The sequence below is a fragment of the Tritonibacter sp. SIMBA_163 genome (assembly GCF_046535935.1).
In the GTDB taxonomy this organism is placed as follows: domain Bacteria; phylum Pseudomonadota; class Alphaproteobacteria; order Rhodobacterales; family Rhodobacteraceae; genus Epibacterium; species Epibacterium scottomollicae.
Genome location: NZ_JAWJBP010000002.1, coordinates 507,672 through 526,564 on the forward strand (window position 1 = coordinate 507,672; position 18,893 = coordinate 526,564).

At 63.2% G+C, this 18,893-nt stretch carries 23 protein-coding genes; 1 reads left to right on the forward strand and 22 read right to left on the reverse strand.

Features of this window, described 5'->3' with window-relative positions:
* Positions 1 to 12 precede the first annotated feature (12 nt).
* The 19 genes from R0J92_RS06310 to fabD all read right to left on the reverse strand — a co-directional run bounded on the left by R0J92_RS06310 (position 13) and on the right by fabD (position 14,708).
* Entirely contained in the window at positions 13 to 672 is a 660-nt protein-coding gene (locus R0J92_RS06310; protein WP_411051070.1) for a phage tail tape measure protein, read from the reverse strand.
* Positions 673 to 675: 3 nt separating this feature from the next.
* Positions 676 to 891 (reverse strand): rcc01693 family protein, encoded by a 216-nt coding sequence (locus tag R0J92_RS06315; protein WP_317386308.1) that lies wholly within the window; start codon positions 889 to 891, stop codon positions 676 to 678.
* On the reverse strand, positions 888 to 1,211 hold the full coding sequence (locus R0J92_RS06320) for a gene transfer agent family protein (RefSeq protein WP_411051071.1): 324 nt from the start codon (positions 1,209 to 1,211) through the stop codon (positions 888 to 890). Before R0J92_RS06320 ends, R0J92_RS06315 begins: the two co-directional genes overlap by 4 nt.
* A gap of 3 nt (positions 1,212 to 1,214) precedes the next feature.
* Entirely contained in the window at positions 1,215 to 1,628 is a 414-nt protein-coding gene (locus R0J92_RS06325; protein WP_411051072.1) for a phage major tail protein, TP901-1 family, read from the reverse strand.
* A gap of 35 nt (positions 1,629 to 1,663) precedes the next feature.
* Positions 1,664 to 2,071 carry a DUF3168 domain-containing protein gene (locus R0J92_RS06330; protein WP_411051073.1) on the reverse strand — a complete coding sequence of 136 codons (408 nt, stop codon included), beginning with the start codon at positions 2,069 to 2,071 and terminating at the stop codon, positions 1,664 to 1,666.
* Positions 2,068 to 2,406 (reverse strand): head-tail adaptor protein, encoded by a 339-nt coding sequence (locus tag R0J92_RS06335; RefSeq protein WP_411051074.1) that lies wholly within the window; start codon positions 2,404 to 2,406, stop codon positions 2,068 to 2,070. Before R0J92_RS06335 ends, R0J92_RS06330 begins: the two co-directional genes overlap by 4 nt.
* Complete coding sequence (locus R0J92_RS06340; RefSeq protein WP_411051075.1) at positions 2,403 to 3,005, reverse strand: head-tail connector protein; 603 nt, start codon at positions 3,003 to 3,005, stop codon at positions 2,403 to 2,405. The genes R0J92_RS06335 and R0J92_RS06340 overlap by 4 nt, the downstream gene beginning before the upstream one ends.
* A 175-nt stretch (positions 3,006 to 3,180) precedes the next feature.
* Positions 3,181 to 4,377 carry a phage major capsid protein gene (locus R0J92_RS06345; RefSeq protein WP_411051076.1) on the reverse strand — a complete coding sequence of 399 codons (1,197 nt, stop codon included), beginning with the start codon at positions 4,375 to 4,377 and terminating at the stop codon, positions 3,181 to 3,183.
* 20 nt (positions 4,378 to 4,397) lie between these two features.
* Positions 4,398 to 4,970, reverse strand: a complete 573-nt coding sequence (locus R0J92_RS06350; protein WP_411051077.1) for an HK97 family phage prohead protease — start codon at positions 4,968 to 4,970, stop codon at positions 4,398 to 4,400.
* Positions 4,971 to 5,005: 35 nt separating this feature from the next.
* The gene (locus tag R0J92_RS06355) at positions 5,006 to 5,230 is read right to left on the reverse strand and encodes a hypothetical protein (protein ID WP_065334140.1); all 225 of its coding nucleotides are present in this window, start codon (positions 5,228 to 5,230) and stop codon (positions 5,006 to 5,008) included.
* Positions 5,223 to 6,428: a phage portal protein gene (locus R0J92_RS06360; RefSeq protein ID WP_411051078.1), complete on the reverse strand. Its 1,206-nt coding sequence runs from the start codon at positions 6,426 to 6,428 to the stop codon at positions 5,223 to 5,225. The genes R0J92_RS06355 and R0J92_RS06360 overlap by 8 nt, the downstream gene beginning before the upstream one ends.
* 197 nt (positions 6,429 to 6,625) lie before the next feature.
* The gene (locus R0J92_RS06365; protein ID WP_411051079.1) at positions 6,626 to 7,927 is read right to left on the reverse strand and encodes a DNA-packaging protein; all 1,302 of its coding nucleotides are present in this window, start codon (positions 7,925 to 7,927) and stop codon (positions 6,626 to 6,628) included.
* A complete protein-coding gene (locus tag R0J92_RS06370) occupies positions 7,896 to 8,249 on the reverse strand; it encodes a hypothetical protein (protein WP_411051080.1) in 354 nt (117 codons plus the stop codon). Before R0J92_RS06370 ends, R0J92_RS06365 begins: the two co-directional genes overlap by 32 nt.
* Before the next feature lie 317 nt (positions 8,250 to 8,566).
* Positions 8,567 to 9,721 carry an endolytic transglycosylase MltG gene (mltG, locus tag R0J92_RS06375; RefSeq protein WP_411051081.1) on the reverse strand — a complete coding sequence of 385 codons (1,155 nt, stop codon included), beginning with the start codon at positions 9,719 to 9,721 and terminating at the stop codon, positions 8,567 to 8,569.
* A gap of 1 nt (position 9,722) precedes the next feature.
* Positions 9,723 to 10,991: a beta-ketoacyl-ACP synthase II gene (gene fabF, locus R0J92_RS06380; RefSeq protein ID WP_106163516.1), complete on the reverse strand. Its 1,269-nt coding sequence runs from the start codon at positions 10,989 to 10,991 to the stop codon at positions 9,723 to 9,725.
* A gap of 480 nt (positions 10,992 to 11,471) precedes the next feature.
* A complete protein-coding gene (locus R0J92_RS06385) occupies positions 11,472 to 12,215 on the reverse strand; it encodes a 1-(5-phosphoribosyl)-5-[(5-phosphoribosylamino)methylideneamino] imidazole-4-carboxamide isomerase (RefSeq protein ID WP_317386317.1) in 744 nt (247 codons plus the stop codon).
* Between the two features lie 183 nt (positions 12,216 to 12,398).
* Complete coding sequence (locus tag R0J92_RS06390; RefSeq protein ID WP_005645147.1) at positions 12,399 to 12,632, reverse strand: acyl carrier protein; 234 nt, start codon at positions 12,630 to 12,632, stop codon at positions 12,399 to 12,401.
* 382 nt (positions 12,633 to 13,014) lie between these two features.
* Positions 13,015 to 13,752 (reverse strand): 3-oxoacyl-[acyl-carrier-protein] reductase, encoded by a 738-nt coding sequence (fabG, locus tag R0J92_RS06395; protein ID WP_411051082.1) that lies wholly within the window; start codon positions 13,750 to 13,752, stop codon positions 13,015 to 13,017.
* 20 nt (positions 13,753 to 13,772) lie between these two features.
* Positions 13,773 to 14,708 carry an ACP S-malonyltransferase gene (gene fabD / locus R0J92_RS06400; RefSeq protein WP_411051083.1) on the reverse strand — a complete coding sequence of 312 codons (936 nt, stop codon included), beginning with the start codon at positions 14,706 to 14,708 and terminating at the stop codon, positions 13,773 to 13,775.
* A gap of 248 nt (positions 14,709 to 14,956) precedes the next feature.
* Here fabD and R0J92_RS06405 point away from each other — a divergent pair, with 248 nt between their 5' ends.
* The gene (locus tag R0J92_RS06405) at positions 14,957 to 16,189 is read left to right on the forward strand and encodes a cytochrome b/b6 domain-containing protein (RefSeq protein ID WP_411051084.1); all 1,233 of its coding nucleotides are present in this window, start codon (positions 14,957 to 14,959) and stop codon (positions 16,187 to 16,189) included.
* A 91-nt stretch (positions 16,190 to 16,280) separates the two neighbouring features.
* On the opposite strand, the gene R0J92_RS06410 is transcribed toward R0J92_RS06405, so the two are convergent.
* From R0J92_RS06410 to R0J92_RS06420, 3 genes are all read right to left on the reverse strand, one after another.
* Positions 16,281 to 17,066, reverse strand: coding sequence for an ABC transporter substrate-binding protein (locus R0J92_RS06410; RefSeq protein WP_411051085.1), 786 nt, complete (start codon positions 17,064 to 17,066; stop codon positions 16,281 to 16,283).
* A 168-nt stretch (positions 17,067 to 17,234) separates the two neighbouring features.
* Positions 17,235 to 18,020, reverse strand: coding sequence for a carbohydrate ABC transporter permease (locus tag R0J92_RS06415; RefSeq protein WP_317386322.1), 786 nt, complete (start codon positions 18,018 to 18,020; stop codon positions 17,235 to 17,237).
* 159 nt (positions 18,021 to 18,179) lie between these two features.
* Positions 18,180 to 18,755 carry a YceI family protein gene (locus R0J92_RS06420; RefSeq protein ID WP_317386323.1) on the reverse strand — a complete coding sequence of 192 codons (576 nt, stop codon included), beginning with the start codon at positions 18,753 to 18,755 and terminating at the stop codon, positions 18,180 to 18,182.
* Between the last annotated feature and the right edge of the window lie 138 nt (positions 18,756 to 18,893).

Below are 18,893 nucleotides of genomic sequence, written 5' to 3' on the forward strand. Positions count from 1 at the left end.
GGCTTACCCTCCTTACCTATTACGGTTTCCGCGGGCGAGCATGCGGCTCATCTGAGCGGCGATCTGCCCACGCGAACGCTGAAACCCGGCCACATCGGGGGTGGAGACATTCATCACCACGGTCGGAGATGTGCCGCCACCTTGCGTCTTCACCCCGAGGCTGCCGTCCTGGCCACGTGCCAGCGGCAGGATCGCCTCTGGCCCTGCTTCGCCCATCAATCCCAGCCCGCCGCGCATCGGGAAATGCGTGGGCGAAGACACCACGCCACCGCGCGCAAAGGGTGTGACTTTGCCCTGACTGAAGGCCGCACCATCGGCAAAGGGCAGGATGCCGCCCACAAGCGCGCCGATCCCGTCGCTCACCAGCCCGCCGAGGTGATCCGTCACCGGGCGCATGGCGGAGTTGAAGGTGGTGTTGATCATCGTCTTGGCGAGGCTTTCCAGCGCATCGCTCAGACTGTCGCCATCCACCACCAGATCCTTCATCGCGCGCCGCAGCCCCCGGCTGAGGCCGGTTTCAAAATCCGCCGCATCGGCTTGGGTCGCGGCAAAGGCCGCGCGCACCCGGTCCATCTCGGCGGTGAATTGCGCCGCCATCCCGGCGGCATCGCCAAGGCTGTCCTCCAGCGGCCCCGCCTGGGATTCAAAGTCAGAATCTGTCGTGTTTGCCATGGGTTACTCCGGTTGGTTCACGTCGTTGATCTGATCCGGGAACTGCGTCATCAGATGGCTCAGGCGGTCGCGGTCCATGGGCGGTGTGCTGGCATCAAGGTTCAGCATCAGCCGCAGCTCTGCCGGGGTCAGTTGCCAGAACTCACGCGGGGTCAGCCGCAGCCCCAACATCCCGGCCCGCATCAGCGCGGGCCAGTCCAGCATCGCGGCACGGCTCATGCCTCCCCCGAGGGCAGCGCGAAACTCAGCGCCAGCAATTGCGCCGCAACCTTGGTGGCCTGCATCACGCCGCCCTCAATCTCGGCCTGCGCCAGATCTTCGCGGCTGATCTCAGACCCGCCACCACGCAGCCCCGCCGCCAGAAGCGCCAGCATATTGCGCGAGGAAAACCTACCCTTTTCAAACCGTTGCACCAGGGAGATCAAGTCACCCTCGCCCAGCTCCGCCTCCAGTTCTGCCAGCGTGCCCAGTGTCAGCTTCAGCATGTGCGGCTGGCCGTTGACCACCAGCGCCACTTCGCCTGCATAGGGGTTTGCCATGGCTCACACCGCCGTAAAGGTCAGCGCACCGGCGGAGGCCAGCGACAGCTCATAGGTGGCCTCGCCATTGTGGCTGCCCGCGTACTCCAGTGCGGTAACCTGAAACGGCCCTTCGATGGTGCCGAAATCCGGGATCACCACCTGAAACGCCGGGGTCTCGCCATCAAAGAACAGCTGCCGCGCGCGCTCGTCGGTGTCTGCATCGCGAAACACGCCCGAGCCCGAAAGGTTTGCCGACCGCACGCCGGCTCCGCCCAACAGCTCGCGCCAGCCGCCCGCACTGTCGAGGCTGGTCACATCAACGCTCTCGGCGTTGAAACTGATACGGGTGGCGCGCAGGCCTGCGATGGTGGTGAAACTGCCGGTGCCGGTCATGTCCACCTTGATCAGGAGATCCTTGCCGTTTTGAGCACTCATGGGTGAGGTCCTTCTGTTAATGCGTTGAATTTTGTTCAGGAGTCTTCAAGCCGCGCGGAAAACCGCAGCGCGATGGAGCGATCCCCGTTGCTCAGCCGCTTGGCGTTGGCGCGGTCGAACCACAGCCCCACCAGATGCCCGCGTGCGAGGGTCAGCGGCGCATCCACCAGCGCATCCGATACCGCCGCCGCCGCGCGTTTGGCCGCACTGAACCCGGCCGCATTGGCGACCACGGTCACGGTAAAGCGATGCAGCGCGCCGCCGCCTGTGACATCGGAGCGGTCCCGCACGCTCTCCGCGCCGAGGGTCACATAGATCCCCGGCAGCGTGCCCGCAGGCAGCATGTCGTAGATCGCCGTGCCCACCTCTGCCGCCAGCGCGGCATCGCTGATCAGGTGCTGGTAGACGGCGGTTTGCAGGCTGTGAGACAGCGCATAGGTCATGTGGCCAGCTCCTCTGTTGCGAAACAAATGAGGTAACGCCCGTCCATGTCGCGCTCTGCCACGGCGTCGATCTTGTAGATGCGGCTGCCTTCGCGAAACCGCTGGTCCGGTTTGGGCCGCGCCTTTGATCCCACCGGGGCGGCGCGCAGGGTGATCCGATAGCGCTGCAGCGACACGGAAGTACCGCGTCGGCCACTCTCGCGCCCCGTCAGCGCGTCAACCTCGGCCCAGTGCTGGCCCAGCTCGACCCAGGCGATGTCAAATCCCCCGGCGTCATCGCTGGTCGCTTGCGGATCTTCCAGCCGCAATGGGCGGTTCAATCGCGGCGCGCTCATGAGTGCACCTCGCTCCGGGACAGGCTCAGGCGTGGCATCCGGTGACGGTCCAAGAGGCTCGCCACGCCAAAGGGCATGCAGCCCGCATGCAGCGAGGTGTCATCTCGGTACTCGTAATAATGCGCCGCCAGCAGCATCACCGCCTGCGCCAGATCGGCCGGAAGCGCGTCCCATGTGGCGGCCATCCCCGCGGTAAAACGGATCACCGCGCCGCCCCCCAAGGGCATCATTGGCCAGACCGCCGCGCGCGGCGTCAGGCGCGGAGCATGGGCGTCGGGCGCCAGCGCATAGGCCGCCACGGGCACCTCCGTCTCCGCGCCGGTCTGATCCACCAGCGCCACCTGCGAGACGTTTGAAACCGGCGCCACCGGCAGCTCCACCACGCGGGGCCAGGCATTGAGCCGCCATTCATAGTCGCGCGTCAAGAGCGCCTTGTTGGTACGCGCCTCGATCGCCGCGAGGCTGGCGCGCAAGAAGGCCAGAAGCACCGCGTCCTGCAAGGCTTCTTCGCCAAAACCGGTGCCCAGACGCAGATGCGCCTTGAACGCCGCGAGCGGCAAAATGCTGTCGGGCAGCGGGGTCAGTTCGTGCAAAATCATCGGCTCTCTCCGCTGAAAATCTGTCTCCCTCGCGCGGTCTCTGCCGCGCCGTCCCTTGGACGGGTGCGCACCGGGTCTGCCGCTCGGACGGAGGGAGCAGCTGGACGACAAACCCATGAGGCACGCACCCGCCGACGGAGCCGGGCTGCCGGCCCCGTCATCCGGGCTTAAGCGCTTAGCTCAGCCCGAATTTCATCAGCTTGATCGCAGCAAAGTCGCTGACGTCGCCGCCCACGCGCTTGGTGGCGTAAAACAGCACATGCGGCTTGGCGGAGAACGGATCCCGCAAGACGCGCAGGTCCGGACGTTCGGCAATGGTGTAGCCTGCGCCAAAGTCGCCAAAGGCAATCGAGAGGCTGTCAGAGGCCACATCCGGCATGTCCTCGGCCACCAAAACCGGGTAGCCCATCAGCCGTGCAGGCTCGCCCGCCGCAAGACCATCGGACCACAGGAAGCGGCCATCGGCGTCCTTCAGCTTGCGGATCAGACCGGCGGTCTTGGAGTTCATCACAAAACTCGCACCGGCCCGGTAGCGCGCGTCCAGCGCATAGACCAGGTCGATGATCGCATCGGCCGAGCCGATATCGCCGTCGCTGCCGGTGGCCACATAGCCGATATTGCCCCAGCTCCAGCTGTCATTGTCGACCGTGGGATGGGTCAGGATGCCGGTGGGCTTGTCGATCCCATCGCCCGAAATAAAGCTCTGCGCCTCGGCGCGGGCGAATTTGTCGGCGATCCGGCCCGCCAGCCAGCCCTCGATGTCAAAGGCGCTGTCATCCAGCAATCGTTGCGACGCCTTGGGCAGGGCCGAAAGCTCGTGCAGCGGGATCACGATGCGATCAATGGAGGGCGTGCCGGTTTCCGTGACCGAGCCGGTCTCGGTGGCCCAGCCCGCGCCCACGTCGGAATGATCGATCAGCACGTCAAAAGATGTCGCCTCCACATTGACCACCGAGGCCACCGCACGGATCGAGGCGGTGGATTGCAGCACCGATTTCACCACATCCGAGGTCTGCGGGTCGACGAGGAAACCGCCATCGGAATTCACCGCCGTCGACAGGGCCTTGGTGCCCATATCGAGGCCGCGAAAGCCCTCCTCGTCGCCATGGCGCAGATAGGCCTGCATGGCCTTTTGATGCGGCGCGCCATCGACCTCCGCCGCCGCCAGATGCGGCCGGGCCGCGGTTTGGGTTTTACGATCCAACATGGTCATACGCTCTTCCGTCTGTTTGAGTTTCTCGGTCACGTCGTCTTGAAACCCCTTGAAATGCTGCACGAATTGCGAAACGGCCTGTTTCACTTCCGTGACCACATTCTGCGGCGGGGTCGCCGCATCCTCGGGCGCGTGGCCCGTGAATGGATGATCTGTCATCTCTGATCCTCTTTCGGGGGTTAGGGTCTGGTGGCCGCGCGCAGGGCGTCAGCGAGGGCGCGCAGGCCCTCATTGGAGGCGTCGGATTTCGCCGCCTCCGCCTCGCGCCGGGCAAGCCGCGACAGCCGGGCCGAGGGCAGCATCGGGAATGTCACCAGAGACACCTCCCAGAGCTGAAGCTCCTCCAGCCGCCGGTGGCCTTCCTTGTCGCGGGTGGCCTTGACGGTGCGATAGCCGATCGACAGCCCCTCGATGGCCCCGGCGCGCACAAGGGCGGCGGCCTCTGCGCCTTTCTGGGTTTCCGTAAGGATACGTCCTTTGACGCGCAGGCCGGTGTCGTCCTCAAGGATCTCATCCCAGACGCCGATGGGGTGGCTCGGGTCATGCTGCCAGAGCATCTTGACCTTGCTGCCGCGCGCCTGATGCGCCGCGAGTGAGGCCGCATAGGCGCCACGGGTGACGATATCCTTGCCCTGATCGGGGGCACCAAAGAGGCTCGCATAGCCTTCGATCACCTCGTCCGCAGTCAGGGACAGCGCCTCGCCAAAGCGGGCGAATTTGGTCTCGAGCCGGGGCTCATGATCTGTCAGCATCACGCTCTACCTTTCTGAAATGTCTTGATTATCGCTCAGGGTAACTGCACCGACAAAAAGCCCTGAAAGGCCTGCGCAAGGATCACGGCAGCGACGCCGTAGACGGTGATCCAGAGCCGTTTTTCCAGCCGCTCCATCATCCGTTCCATCCGATCCAGACGCCGGTTCAATGCGTCCTGACGGATTTCGCTCACGCGTTCATGGGCGCTCAATCTCTGGCCGGGGGCGCAGTCAAAGGGCGGCAACGGGTAGTCAGTCATCCGGCCCCTCCACGCTGCGCGGCGGCAGGCCGAGCATCTGGCGCTTCTCAGACTCCGTCAGGAAATCCGCCTGTGTGACGCGCCGCCACTGCGCCTCGCGTTCGGTGCTGAGGGCCTGCACCTGATCGAGGTCCGGTTTCAGCTCCAGAACTTCTCCGCCAAAGCGCATCAGCCAGTCCGAAAGTTTCGCCGCCACCCGCATCGCCAAGGGCAACACCGTCAGGCGATAGAACGCCCGGTTGGCCTCCTGGTAGTTGGCATAGGTGGCATCGCCCGGAATGCCGAGGAGCATCGGCGGCACCCCAAAGGCCTGCGCGATCTCGCGCGCGGCGCTGTCCTTGGTGCGGTGGAATTCCATATCGGAGGGGCTGAAGCCCATCTGCTTCCAGTCCAGACCGCCCTCCAACACCATCGGCCGTCCGGCATTACGCGCGCCCTGGAAATTGGCCTCAATCTCCTCGGAGAGGCGGCGGAACTGGTCGTCGCCCATCTGCCCCAGCCCATCCGATCCGGTCCAGACCAGCGCGCCGGAAGGTTGCGCGGCATTGTCTAGCAGCGATTTTGACCAACGCGCGGCAGCGCCATGCACCTCGACCGCGGTGGCGGCGGCCTGAAGCGGCGCCAGCCCGTAGTGATCGTCCAGCGGATGAAAGCTCTTGAGGTGGCAGATCGCCGGTCGCGCAGGGTTGATCGCAAAGCGATGCGTCTTGCCGCCCACCGCATAGTCATAGCCCACCGGCCAGCCGTCGCCCCCCGGCACCACCCGCATCCGATCCGGGCGCAGGATGTGCAGTTCCACCGGCCAGCCCTCATCAGCGGCGACCGCCTCGATATAGGCATTGCCCGACAGGAGCAGGTTGGCATAGAGCGCCTCCAGCATCTCTGCCCGTGCCTGCGCCGCATTGGGGCGCGACAGAAGCGAGAGCAGCGGGTGGCTGTCATAACGCGCATCCGCGCTTTGCAGCACCAATGGCAGCGCGGCGGCGGCCTCGGCGATGAGTTTCACCGCGCGGTGGCCAACCGGGTTGCCCAGAAACCCTGCGCGGGTCAGAGAGACGGTGTCGCGCGGCCCCCAGGCGGCCTGCGTGCCATTGCCCATGGGCAGCACCCGCGCCGCAGCGCTGGCCTTTTGCGACGGGGCCGCAGCCGCCGTCTGATCCACTCGCCCCGTCTTGCGTCGCAGCAGGTCAAAGACCATGGTGCACTCCTTTGCCGTTCCGGTTGTCGTTTGGGCCGATGCCCGTCGTGTTGGAAAACAATCTGCCACAGAGGGTTGAACATCCCGCCAGCAGGGCGCGCGCCGGGGGCGCAACACCCTGCACCAAGCCACTGATAGAAAAGCAAAACGCCCGCGCGAGGCGGGCGTTTCACAGGTTCGATTTGGGATAGCGCGCCCTAGAGGCGACGGATCTTGGGGCAGCGATGCTGCTCTGCCGGGCCGACAATCAGCGCATGCAGCGCCCAGACCAGCGCATCCACACGGTCGGGTGAGCCGTCGCCGCGATATCCCTGCGCCGTCATCAGGCACATCTGCTCCTCCAGCTCTTGCAGGCCGGGGGCGTGAAACACGCGGCCTTGCTCATAGAGCGCTGCCACGGGTTCGGCACGCGCGGCCTTGCCTGTGCTGGCGTGAACGGGGGTGAAGGGCACCAAAGGGTCAACCTGCCGCAAGACAGACCCCACCAGCGCACCGCCCTGATTGACCTCCGCCACCAGCCGGTCGGCCCGGTAGCTATCCCGCGCGGCAATGGCGGCGCGCGCCCAGCCGGCTGGTCCCTGCCCCTGGACCGTGTGATCGGCCAGCACATAGGCGCGCCACTCGGAGATCGGCCCCTGCGTCTGCGCCCCAGCGACAATGATGCCGCAGGCATCCGAGCCTTTGTGCGCGCTCACCGAAGGATCAACGGCCACCACGATCCGATCGAGGGGCGGTCTGTCACGACGTTGTAGCTGCTCCAACATGCCGGAAGTCCAGAGTGCGCCATCCACATCCGCCAACATCACGCCGTCCAGTTCCTGCCGCGCCAGGCGCGAACCCGCATAACGCGCCCGCACTTCGGCAAGGAAGCTCGACGCGAGATTGGCGCGGTTCGCCTCGGTGGGCGCATGGGTGGTGACGGTCGAGGGGCTCTGAAGCAGCTGTTTCAGCAGCGGCACATTGCGCGGTGTGGTGGTCACACAGACGCGTGGGGCCGTGCCCAAACGCAGAGCGAACTGCAGCATATCCCATGCGTCCTGAGCGCGGCGCCATTTCGCCAGTTCGTCCACCCAGGCGGCATCAAACTGCGGCCCGCGCAACGCCTCGGGGTCGGAAGCAGAAAACGCCTGCGCGCTGGCCCCGTTGGGCCAGACCAGCCTACGTTCACCCGCACGCCACTCCGGACAGCGATCCGGCGGCGAGCAAGCAAGGATGCCACTGTCGCCATGGATCATCACGTCGCGCACCTGATCGTAGGTCTCGCCCACCAGTGCCACCCGGCGCGCACGACCGATGCCAAAGGGCTCAGCCCCCTCAACCTCGGACCGCACCCATTCCGCACCGGCGCGGGTCTTGCCCGCACCGCGTCCGCCGAGGATCACCCAGGCGCGCCACTCGCCCACAGGCGCGCATTGATGCGGCAGCGCCCAGAGATCAAACACATAAGGCATCGCCGCCAAGGTGTGTTCATCCATCTCCTCCAGCCACATCTGCGTCATGAAGTGCGGCACGGAGGCCAGCCAAGCGGCGCTCGATCTCATCGCGGGCGGCACAGAGGTCGAACGCCACCATGCGGGCGGCACCAGGGGCATCTTTGCGATCGACAAGGGTTTTCTCCACTTTCTGGATGTCACGGATCAGGCCATCAAGTTTGGCAATCTGTGGTTTTAACTGCGCGGTGTCGGGATTGATGTCCTGTTCGGCCTCGAACTGGGCGAGATAATCCTCGCTGACCCGACGCGCACGCCGGAGACTGTCGTGGAGAGAGCGCAGAAGGTCAGAGCTGATCTCGACCAGCTCTTCTGGGGTTTGTGGTGTCATGAGGGGGCTGCCTCGTGTCGAAACAAACCGATGGGAGAAACGGGAGGCGCGGAATACGGCCCCATCGAGGGGCCCGGTCCGCGTCGTCACATTTTCCAGCTGCCTGACATAGTTTTACAGGCCGCAGATGAACATGCGTTGACCGAACCGTTCGCAGAGGCAACGGCGGTCCGGCACGGCGAAGCCTCGCGTCTCAGAAAACTGGAAGGAGAGGAAAAAGGCAGCAGCCCGTCCCGGTCGTTCGACCGGAGGTCTCGGCGGGGCTGAGAGATGTGCCGCAGACAGCAAGAGGGGGGCCGCGCCCCCCTCATGTCGTATCAGTTGTTGTTGCGCTCAGCTTCGATCTGGCGCCACTTGGCCACGTTGCGATTGTGCTCTTCCAGCGTCTCCGCAAAGGCGTGTCCACCGGTACCATCGGCGACAAAGAACACATAATCGGTCTGCTCCGGGTTCACCGCAGCCACCAGGCTCTCCAGGCCCGGATTGGCGATCGGTGTCGGCGGCAGCCCTTCGATCACATAGGTGTTCCAGGGGGTGACACCGCGCAGCTCGCTCTGGCGCAGGCCCCGGCCCAGCACGCCTTCGCCCTTGGTGACACCATAGATCACTGTCGGGTCGGTCTGCAGGCGCATGCCGCGATTGAGACGGTTTGTGAAGACAGATGCCACCACCCCACGTTCGTCCGCCACCGCGGTTTCCTTTTCGATGATCGAGGCAAGGATCAGCATTTCCTCGGGGCTTTCCACCGCGGCATCAGAGCTGCGCGCCTCCCAGGCATCGGCGATACGCTTGTCCTGACGGTCCATCATCTCGGTCAGAACAGCCTCGCGCGAGGTTCCGGGACGGACCTCGTAGCTGTCCGGCGCCAGGCTGCCCTCGGCGGGACGACGGCCGGGGTCGCCTTCCAGGACATCCATGGCTTTTAGCGATTCAACCACCTGCCAGCTGGTCACACCTTCGGCCAGCGCGATCCGATAACGGGTGTCGGCCTCGGCTTTTTTCTCGGTGTAAACCGCAGGGGTTTCATCGACGCCGGGCACGAACTCCGCACGTTCAACGAATGAATTCGTCGCCGGATCCAGCTCGCGCACTTCGGCCAGCACGCGGGTGACACCGACGCGGTAAACGATTTCTGTGCCGCAGGTGGAAGCACCGCCGCGCGTGATGGTGTCAATGATGCTCTCCATCGACGCGCCAGGTTCGACCAGATAGCTGCCAGCCTTCAGATCCTGCGCCTTGTCGGAATATTTCACACCAATACGGAAGATCGAGCTGCTGCTCACAGCGCCGTCGTCTTCCAGCTTTCGGCTGACACGGGACATATTGGTCCCGCTCGGCACCTGAAAGCAGATTGCCTCCGACAGCGGACCCTCGGAGGAGTATTCATTCTTACCCCACAGGATCACGCCCGCGAAGAGGAACAGGCCGACGATCAGGATCGTCAGCATATTCGAGGCCAGGCTGCGCCACATATCAGTCGCTCACTTTCCCGAAGATCACCGAAGCATTGGTGCCGCCAAAGCCGAAGGAGTTCGACAGCGCCACGTTGATCTCGCGTTCGCGTTTTGCATTCGGGGCCAGATCCACCGGAGTTTCCACCGCAGGCGTATCAAGGTTGATGGTCGGTGGTGCCACCTGATCGCGGATTGCGAGGATGGAGAAGATCGCCTCGATCGCGCCCGCCGCCCCCAAGAGGTGGCCGGTGGCAGATTTGGTCGAGGACATGGTCGCCTTGCCCGCGTGATCGCCCAGCAGGCGCTCAACCGCGCCCAGCTCGATGGTGTCCGCCATGGTGGAGGTGCCATGGGCGTTGATATAGTCGATGTCCGCAGCCGTCAGACCGGCATTGGCAAGGGCTGCCCGCATGGAGCGTTCGCCGCCTTCGCCGTTCTCGGACGGCGCGGTGATGTGATAGGCATCGCCGGACAGACCATAGCCCAGAACCTCGCCATAGATTTTGGCACCGCGCGCCTTGGCGTGTTCGTATTCTTCCAACACCACGATGCCGGCGCCCTCGCCCATCACGAACCCGTCGCGGTCCGCATCATAGGGGCGCGAGGCCTTGGTCGGGTCATCGGCATACTTTGTCGACAGCGCCTTGCAGGCGTTGAAGCCCGCGATGCCGATCTCGCAGATCGCTGCCTCGGCGCCGCCTGCGATCATCACGTCCGCATCGCCGGATTTGATCAGGCGGGACGCGTCACCAATGGCATGGGCGCCGGTCGAGCATGCAGTCACCACCGAGTGGTTCGGACCCTTGAAGCCGTGACGGATGGAGACCTGGCCGGAGATCAGGTTGATCAGCGCGCCGGGAATGAAGAACGGCGACACGCGGCGCGGACCCTTTTCCTTGATCATCACAGCAGTGTCGGCGATCGACGACAGGCCACCGATGCCGGAGCCGATCATCACGCCGGTGCGCAGGAGGCTTTCCTCGTCCTCGGGTGTCCAGTCGGCATCTTTCACGGCCATCTCAGCCGCGGCAATGCCGTAGAGGATGAAGTCATCGATCTTTTTCTGATCTTTCTTCACCACCCAGTCGTCAGGATTAAAGCTGCCGTCGGTGCCATCGCCGCGCGGAACTTCGCAAGCGTAGGTCGTGGCAACACCGCTTTCCTGCGCATCAAACAGGGTGATCGGACCGGCGCCGGACTGCCCGTCCAGAAGCCGCGCCCAGGTTTCCTCGACCCCGGATGCCAGGGGGGTCACCAGGCCCAGTCCGGTAACAACAACTCGACGCATTCCTTGCTCTCCTTAGCACTTCAGCAATTCGTCCATCCAATTACCTTGGAATGGCCAAAATGTGCAAGAGCGGGAAGACGCTGGGGCGGTTCGATCAGTTTTATGTTAATTCACCGTGAGCGTTCGACCGCCTGTAAGGCTTTGGTAACGCTGATGCGCAATACTGGAGCTTGGACGCAGCAAAGAACCGGGGATCCCCCATATGAGGCTCTTTAAGCAAAGCAGGCCGTAGGAACAGAAATTCCCTACGGCCTGTGTTCGTTCACAAACAGCCACTCACCCAGAAATGCCGTCGTTTTGACGATACTGTCCCATCAGTCCTCGCCCGGGCTCGCACAGGCGCATGTCCGGGGAGAATTGGCGGGGCCTTGGTGTCATGAACGGCACAAGATCAGCATCATTGACGGCATGAAGCCGCCACAGGACCGCATGGCCCAGAACTCTACGGCCCCGCGTCACCGCCAGATCGGCACAGTGCGGTCAGAGGAACTCTGCCACCGGCTCCGCGGTCGGCTGTGCGGCGGCCAGAGCCTCGGCGACGGTGATGGTCTTGTTGAACAAGGCCCGCCCCACTAGTGCGCCAGAGATGGTCTGCAGATACTTGAGCCGCGAGATATCATCGACGCTGCGCACCACGCCACTGGCGATCACCGGCGATTTTGCCAGGCCCGCAAGGGCGGAGACCTGACCAAGCTGGCCTTCCAGATCGCTCATATCGCTGTCGATATCGGTGACCACAATGCCCGCGAAGGGCGTATTCTCGAAGGCGGCAATAAAGGCCTCCGGCGTCCATGCGCCGGACTTGCGCCAGCCTTCGGTCATCACCTGCCCCTGCCAGATATCCACGGCCAGCACGATCTGATCCGGATGGTATTTGGCCAGTTCGGACGCGGCGGCAGGGTCATAGGCGGCCATGGTCCCGATCACCACACGGCCTGCCCCCTTGTCGATCCAGTATTCGGCACGCTCTCGCGAGCGGATGCCGCCGCCCAGTTGCACCGGGATCCCAGCGGTTCGGATGATCTCCTCCACCAGCGCCGCATTGCTGTCGTCGCCCTGCAAGGCGTTGAAGTCGGTCAGATGCATCCACTGCGCCCCGGCTTCGGCAAATCCCTTCGCCGTCTCCACGGGATCGACATGCCAGACCATCGGCGCATCCAGGTTCCCCTTGTCGAGGGTCACGCAGCGACCGTCCAGCAACTCCATTGTGGGGTAAATCATCATGTGATGTCATCTCCGATCATTTTCATAATGATCATGAGTATAGCACAAGATGGCTGATTTTCGATGCGGAACGCGCGCGCTCAACCGCGAGGCAAAGGCTCAGCAAACAAAAAGCGGCGCTTCCCCGCAGGAAAGCGCCGCCTTTTCAATCACGAATTCGTGAGGTCTCGCGGAAGGGTCCGATCAGGACGCTTCGGAGATGAACTTCACTGCGTCGCCGAAGGTCTGGATGGTCTCGGCCGCGTCGTCCGGAATCTCGATGCCGAACTCTTCTTCGAACGCCATGACCAGCTCAACGGTGTCGAGGCTGTCTGCGCCCAGGTCGTCGATGAAGGAGGCGCTCTCGGTCACCTTGTCTTCTTCAACACCCAGGTGCTCTACAACGATCTTTTTCACGCGATCTGCGACGTCGCTCATGTCTATTCCTCGTTTTTTATCAGGGCCTGATGCCCGGTTCTGCCCTTACCCACTCGGGAGGGTTGGTTTTGCCCAAGCGGGCGGTGGGGTCCCCATCCGGAAACGGGGGCGTGATGGCTAAGCAAGGTGCCAGCCAACACGAAGATGGGGGGCCTATAGCACAGACGCAAGCCAACGCAAATCATTTCCAACCCGTAAAGCGCCGTTGCAGGCGCAGCATTTCGCCCTGGAAATGGCCGCGCGGACGACCTCGAATTCCGCGCCGCAGCATAAGCGGGCGCGTGGTCTGGGTTAGCGGAGCTTGATCACTCAAGTGACTGAAAGAATGGGAAAAGCCGCGCGGTTCCCCACACGGCTTCCCCAAAGGGCAACACGGATCGGATCAGATCATCGCCATGCCACCGTTCACATGCAGCGTTGTGCCGGTCACATAGGCGGCCTCTGCAGAAGCCAGATACAGCACGGCGGCGGCGATTTCTTTCGAATCTCCCATCCGGCCGGCAGGGATTTGCGTCAGGATCGCGTCCTTCTGCGTGTCATTCAACTTGTCGGTCATCGCGGTCGCGATAAAGCCCGGCGCCACGGCGTTCACGGTGATGCCGCGGTTGGCGACCTCATAGGCCAACGATTTCGACATGCCGACCATGCCCGCCTTTGCGGCGGCATAGTTGCCCTGCCCCGGATTACCGGTGGCCCCGACGATGGACGAGATATTGACGATGCGGCCCCAGCGCGCCTTCATCATGCCGCGCAGCACGCCGCGGCACAGACGCATGGTGGCGGTGAGGTTCACGTCCAGCACGCTCTGCCATTCCTCGTCTTTCATCCGCATGAACAGGTTGTCCTTGGTGATACCGGCATTGTTCACCAGGATATCAACGGAGCCCATGACTTCGGCGGCTTGCTTGGGCAGCGCCTCGACCGCCTCGGAATCGGAGAGGTTGCAGGTCACCACATGCGCCCGTTCGCCAAGCTCCTCGGCCAGCGCGTGCAGAGGGTCGGGCCGGGTGCCGGACAGCGCAACAGTCGCACCCGCTGCGTGGAGAGCGCGCGCAATGTCGCCACCGATGCCACCCGATGCGCCTGTGATCAGCGCGTTCTTACCTGTCAGATCAAACATATCTGTCTCTTCCTTATGGATTATGCGCCGGTCACGGCTTTGACGTCGGCGTCGGTGCCAACCTGTTTTGATACGAGGGCGCGGTCGATCTTGCGGATCATGCCAGACAGCGCCTTGCCCGCGCCGATCTCCCAGAACTCGGTGACGCCCTTGGCGGCCATCGCCTGCACGCTCTCGCGCCAGCGCACGGATCCGGTGACCTGCTCCACCAGAAGCTGGCGGATGGTGTCGGGATCAGTGACCGCATCGGCGCGCACATTGGCGATGAGCGGCACCGCAGGCGCCTTGATTTCAACGCCCGCAAGCGCTTCGGCCATCACATCGGCGGCGGGCTGCATCAGAGCGCAGTGGAACGGTGCGGAGACCGGCAGCATCACTGCGCGTTTGGCGCCTTTCTCCTTGGCGATCTCGGCGGCGCGCTCCACAGCGGCCTTGTGACCGGAGACCACCACCTGCGTGGGATCATTGTCGTTGGCGGCCTGCACCACCTCGCCTTCGGCGGCGGCCTCGGCGGCGACGGCTTTCACCGTCTCGAAATCCAACCCCAAGAGCGCCGCCATGGCGCCAACGCCCACTGGAACGGCGCTTTGCATGGCCTGGCCACGGGTGCGCAGCAGGCGGGCCGTGTCGGCAATGCTCAGCGAACCGGCGGCCGCCAGGGCGGAATATTCGCCCAAGCTGTGACCGGCCACAAAACTCGCCTTGTCGATGGAAACACCCTCAGCCTCCAGCGCGCGCATCGCGGCCATGGAGGTGGCCATCAGTGCGGGCTGCGCGTTCTGAGTCAGGGTCAGGGCTTCGATCTCGCCCTCCCAGATCAGCGTGCTCAGACGTTCGCCCAGGGCGTCGTCCACCTCGTCAAAAACGGCTTTGGCAGCCGGATAGGCCTCGGCCAGCGCCTGTCCCATTCCGATGGTCTGTGCGCCCTGTCCGGGGAATACGAAAGCGATCGACATGGCTGTCCTCATTCAAAAAACTGTCTTCTGCGTTGGTTTAAACGGGGCGGAACGGGCACACAAGCATTGGGTTCGGTGAAATCCACGCGGCTGTGGACAATTCAACAGCGCCAGCCGCACGCGTGGACGCGCTCGTGGACTCACGGGCGCAGATCACCTGTGCATGAGCGAATACTACTGATGATTGCGCCTACCTCCTGTGTTGCTAGGTTGGGTTCAACGCTAGCCCCAGTAAGGACCGATGTCCCATGTCCCGTCTCAACACCCACCAGAGTTATGGCTCTGTCAGCAAGAGCTTTCACTGGCTGACTGCCTTGCTGATCCTCACCGCCTTTCCCCTTGGCTATTTTGCCAACTCTCTCGCCCATACAATTCAGGGCCCGGAGTTCGACGGCTCCCAAGCCACGATAGATCGCGCCAAACTGCTGTTTTCCCTGCACAAGACCATTGGCGTCACGGTGTTCTTCACGGCGCTGCTGCGCATTCTGTGGGCAATCACCCAGGAGAAACCGCGCCTCCTGCACCCGGATCGCAAGCTGGAGGCCTGGGCGGCAGAAACCGCGCATTGGGTGCTCTATTGTGCGATGGTGATCGTGCCGCTGTCAGGCTGGATCCACCACGCCGCGACGGACGGGTTTGCCCCGATCTGGTGGCCGTTCGGACAAAACCTGCCGATGGTACCGAAATCTGAACTGCTGTCGGAAATGTTCGCCAGCATACATTATTATGCCATGCTGCTGCTGGGGGCGTCGATCCTCGCCCATGTGGCTGGCGCGCTGAAACACCATGTGATCGACAAGGACAGCACCCTTCTGCGGATGCTGCCCGGAGAGCGCGCCATGCCGGAGCCCCCGGCGCAGACGCACTCGGTTCTCCCGTTTGTCACCGCTGTGCTGGTGTGGACCATGGTGATCGGCGGCAGCACGGCGCTGTTTGTACGCTCACACAGCGCCGCGGAACCTGCCGCGCCGGTCGCAAGTCAGACCGCCGACGGCTCTGGCTGGGCGGTCCAAAGCGGCACCCTTGGTATCGAGGTCGTGCAGATGGGCAGCGCCGTGAGCGGCAGCTTTGCAGACTGGAGCGCCAATATTACCTTCGCCGAGCCCGACGCGCCCGGCCCTGCCGGTAATGTGGAGGTGACGATCGCCATTCCGTCGCTGACGCTGGGATCTGTCACGGATCAGGCCATGGGGGCTGACTACTTCGATGCGGAAGCCTACCCATCCGCGGTGTTTGCGGCCGACATTGTGCAGATCGAGGGCACAAGCTACGAGGCGCAAGGCACGCTCACCATCCGCGACCAATCGGTGCCCACCACCCTGCCCTTCACGCTCGAGATCGAAGGCGACACGGCCACTATGAGCGGTCGCACCGAAGTCAACCGGCTGGACTTCAACGTCGGCACCGGCACGCAGGACGAAGGCACGCTGGGCTTTGGTGTTGATATCACGGTGGAGCTGACCGCAACCCGCGCCGAGTGACCGTCCTGATGAAACACATCAAAGCCGCCGCGCCCGGGATCAGGCGCGGCGGCTTTTTTCATGTCTGCAGGTTCACGTCCGCGCAGCGAGATCAGTGACCGAGGTACTGTGTCCCCAGCGTATCGCGATACTGATCCGCCCATTTCTTGTTGATCGCATCAATGGTGCCATCGGCGCTGGCCTCGCTGAAGCAGCGGTTGAAATCCGCCGTCAGCGCCTCGGAGCGGAAATTCATGCCATAATCGGAGGGCGCAAAGATCGCCTGAAAGGTCACGCCCTGATTGGGATCGAACATCAGGTCGTCGGCCTGGTCGCGCAGCTGGCGATTGTATTCGGCAAAGATCATGCCGTCACCGATCACCGCGTTCACGCGCTTGCCAAAGATCATCCGGCTCTGGCCGATCTGATCCGCGACTTCCTTGTAGCTCTTGAAGCTGGGCACCGCGTCCTTCAGCCCCGGCAGAATTTCAGACGCGCCCATGAAAGCGATGACCGACTGCCCCGAAAGCGCGCCGAGATCCGCATAGGAGGCGCCGGCCTCGGTAAGGGATGACACGCCGTTCTGATACTGGATGTAGACCTCGCTCTGGTGACCGTCCAGCGGCATGCCGAGCGGGACAGTGGCAACTCCGTCGCCCTTGCCATTGGCATAGGTCTTCCAATGGCGGGTGAACGGCTGGATCTCAAAGGTCACGCTATGCCCGCAGCGCTCCATCACCGTCGTGATGACCTCTGCTTCGCGTCCGGTGCCATCGACGTTGAACATCGGTGGCAGGTCTCCGGCAAGGATGGTCAGATCCTCGGCGCTGGCCATGGCGGGCAGCTGGGTGGTGAGGGCAAAGGCAAGGGCGGCGACGACACGAGAGGGGTTAGACATGGGCTGGCTCCTGAACGGCTGGCACGGAATGGATGCGCGTTCACGTTTCACGACATGGGCTAACGATGGTTTAATGGCGCCTCGGCAAAATGCGCATGAAAAGAGTTAGTTTTTCGCAAAATGCCAAGCATCCGCAAGATCCGACCGCGACCTGTCGCCGGGGCGCGATCAGTGGATGCCGCTGGTCAGTCCGCGCATCAGCCAGCGTTGTGACAGCAGGATCACCAGCCCCGGCGGCAGCATCGCCAGAAGCGCCAGCGCCTGCCCTTGCACTGCATCTGGCCCGGCGCGCACAACGCCGCTGACGACCGTCACCATGTCCTGCCGGGTGGTCGACAGCATCAACGGCCAGACATATTGATTCCAGCCCAGCACAAAGAAAATCGCAAACAGCGCCGCAATCATCGGAGCAGAGATCGGCAGAATAATATCCCGCAGGCAGCGCATCGGGTGGGCCCCGTCCAGACGTGCGGCCTCGATCAACTCCTTGGGCACCTGTCGCAGAAACTGGCGGAACACCAGCACGCCAAAGCCACTGGCAACGATGGGCAGCACCATCCCGGCATGACTGTTCAGCAGCCCCAGCTGATGCACCACCGCAAAGCTCGGCAGGATGCGTGTCTCAATGGGAAAAAACATCGCCAGCAACATCAGCCCAAAGATCCATTCCCGCCCCGGCAGCGGAAAGAACACCAGCGCAAACCCCGCCAGTAGGGACAGGGTGCAGGCCAATGTCGCCACCCCAAGCGCAAGCAGCACAGAATTGCCCAGCATGCGCCAGAGGCTGACATCATATCCCAGCACCCCATCGGCTCCAAACAGGGTCTGGAACTGCGGCCAGAGGTTCGGAGCAGACAGAAGATCCACCACCAGCAGCGCAACCGGCCCGACCATCACGACGCAGCCGAGGATCAGGATCAGGTGGTCAGTGACCTTGGCAAGGGAACGCGGCATGGGCAGACCTGACAGATAATTCCAAGGGGAAGTCCTGCGGGCCAGATGCTCTGCGGCGCTCGTTGATGTCAATCAAAGGATTGCGCGGCATACAAAAATGCCACCGGCGTGCGCTGGCACCGGTGGCACTCTCAGTCGTCTTGAAGGTGCAGGCGCGGCTTATTCGGCCTTCATCGCCTCGACGGAGATATGCACTTCGACCTCGTCGCTGACGTAGGGGGCAAACTGGCCCAGCTCATACTCGGACCGCACCAATGTGGTGGTTGCGTCAAAGCCTGCCCATGGTTTCTTCGCCATCGGGTGCTCACCCGCCTGGTTCAGCTTGGCGTCGAGGACGACCGACTTGGTCACACCATTCAGGGTCAGATCGCCGGTGATCAGGGCGGTGTCGTCGCCGGTCACTTCGATGCCGGTGGAGGTGAAGGTGACCATCTCATCATCGGTGGCGCCAAAGAAATCATCGGACATGAAGTGGTTGAAGCGTGCTTCCCACCCGGTCAGCATGGAGTTTGCCGGCATGGATACGGTGACGGAGGAGTTCGCAGGGTCTTCCTGGTCGAACATGATCTCGCCCTCAAAGCCGGAGAACATGCCGTAGGTGGTCGAAAAGCCGAGGTGGTTGTAGTTGAACAGGATCTGGCTGTGGCTCGAGTCCAGAGTGTATTTCTCTGGTGCGGCGAAAGCAGAGGTCGCGGCAGTACCGATCAGCGCAGCAGCAAGAAGGATCTTTTTCATGGGCTTGGACTCCAAAGTCGTGGTTTTCATAGTCATAATGTCGGCCATGCGGTTGGCGTCAGCTAGTCCGCAAAACCCAACATCGGGTGTTGGTATATGAACACCCGACCCTGCGGTTCTTTTCACAGTGCTTGCACA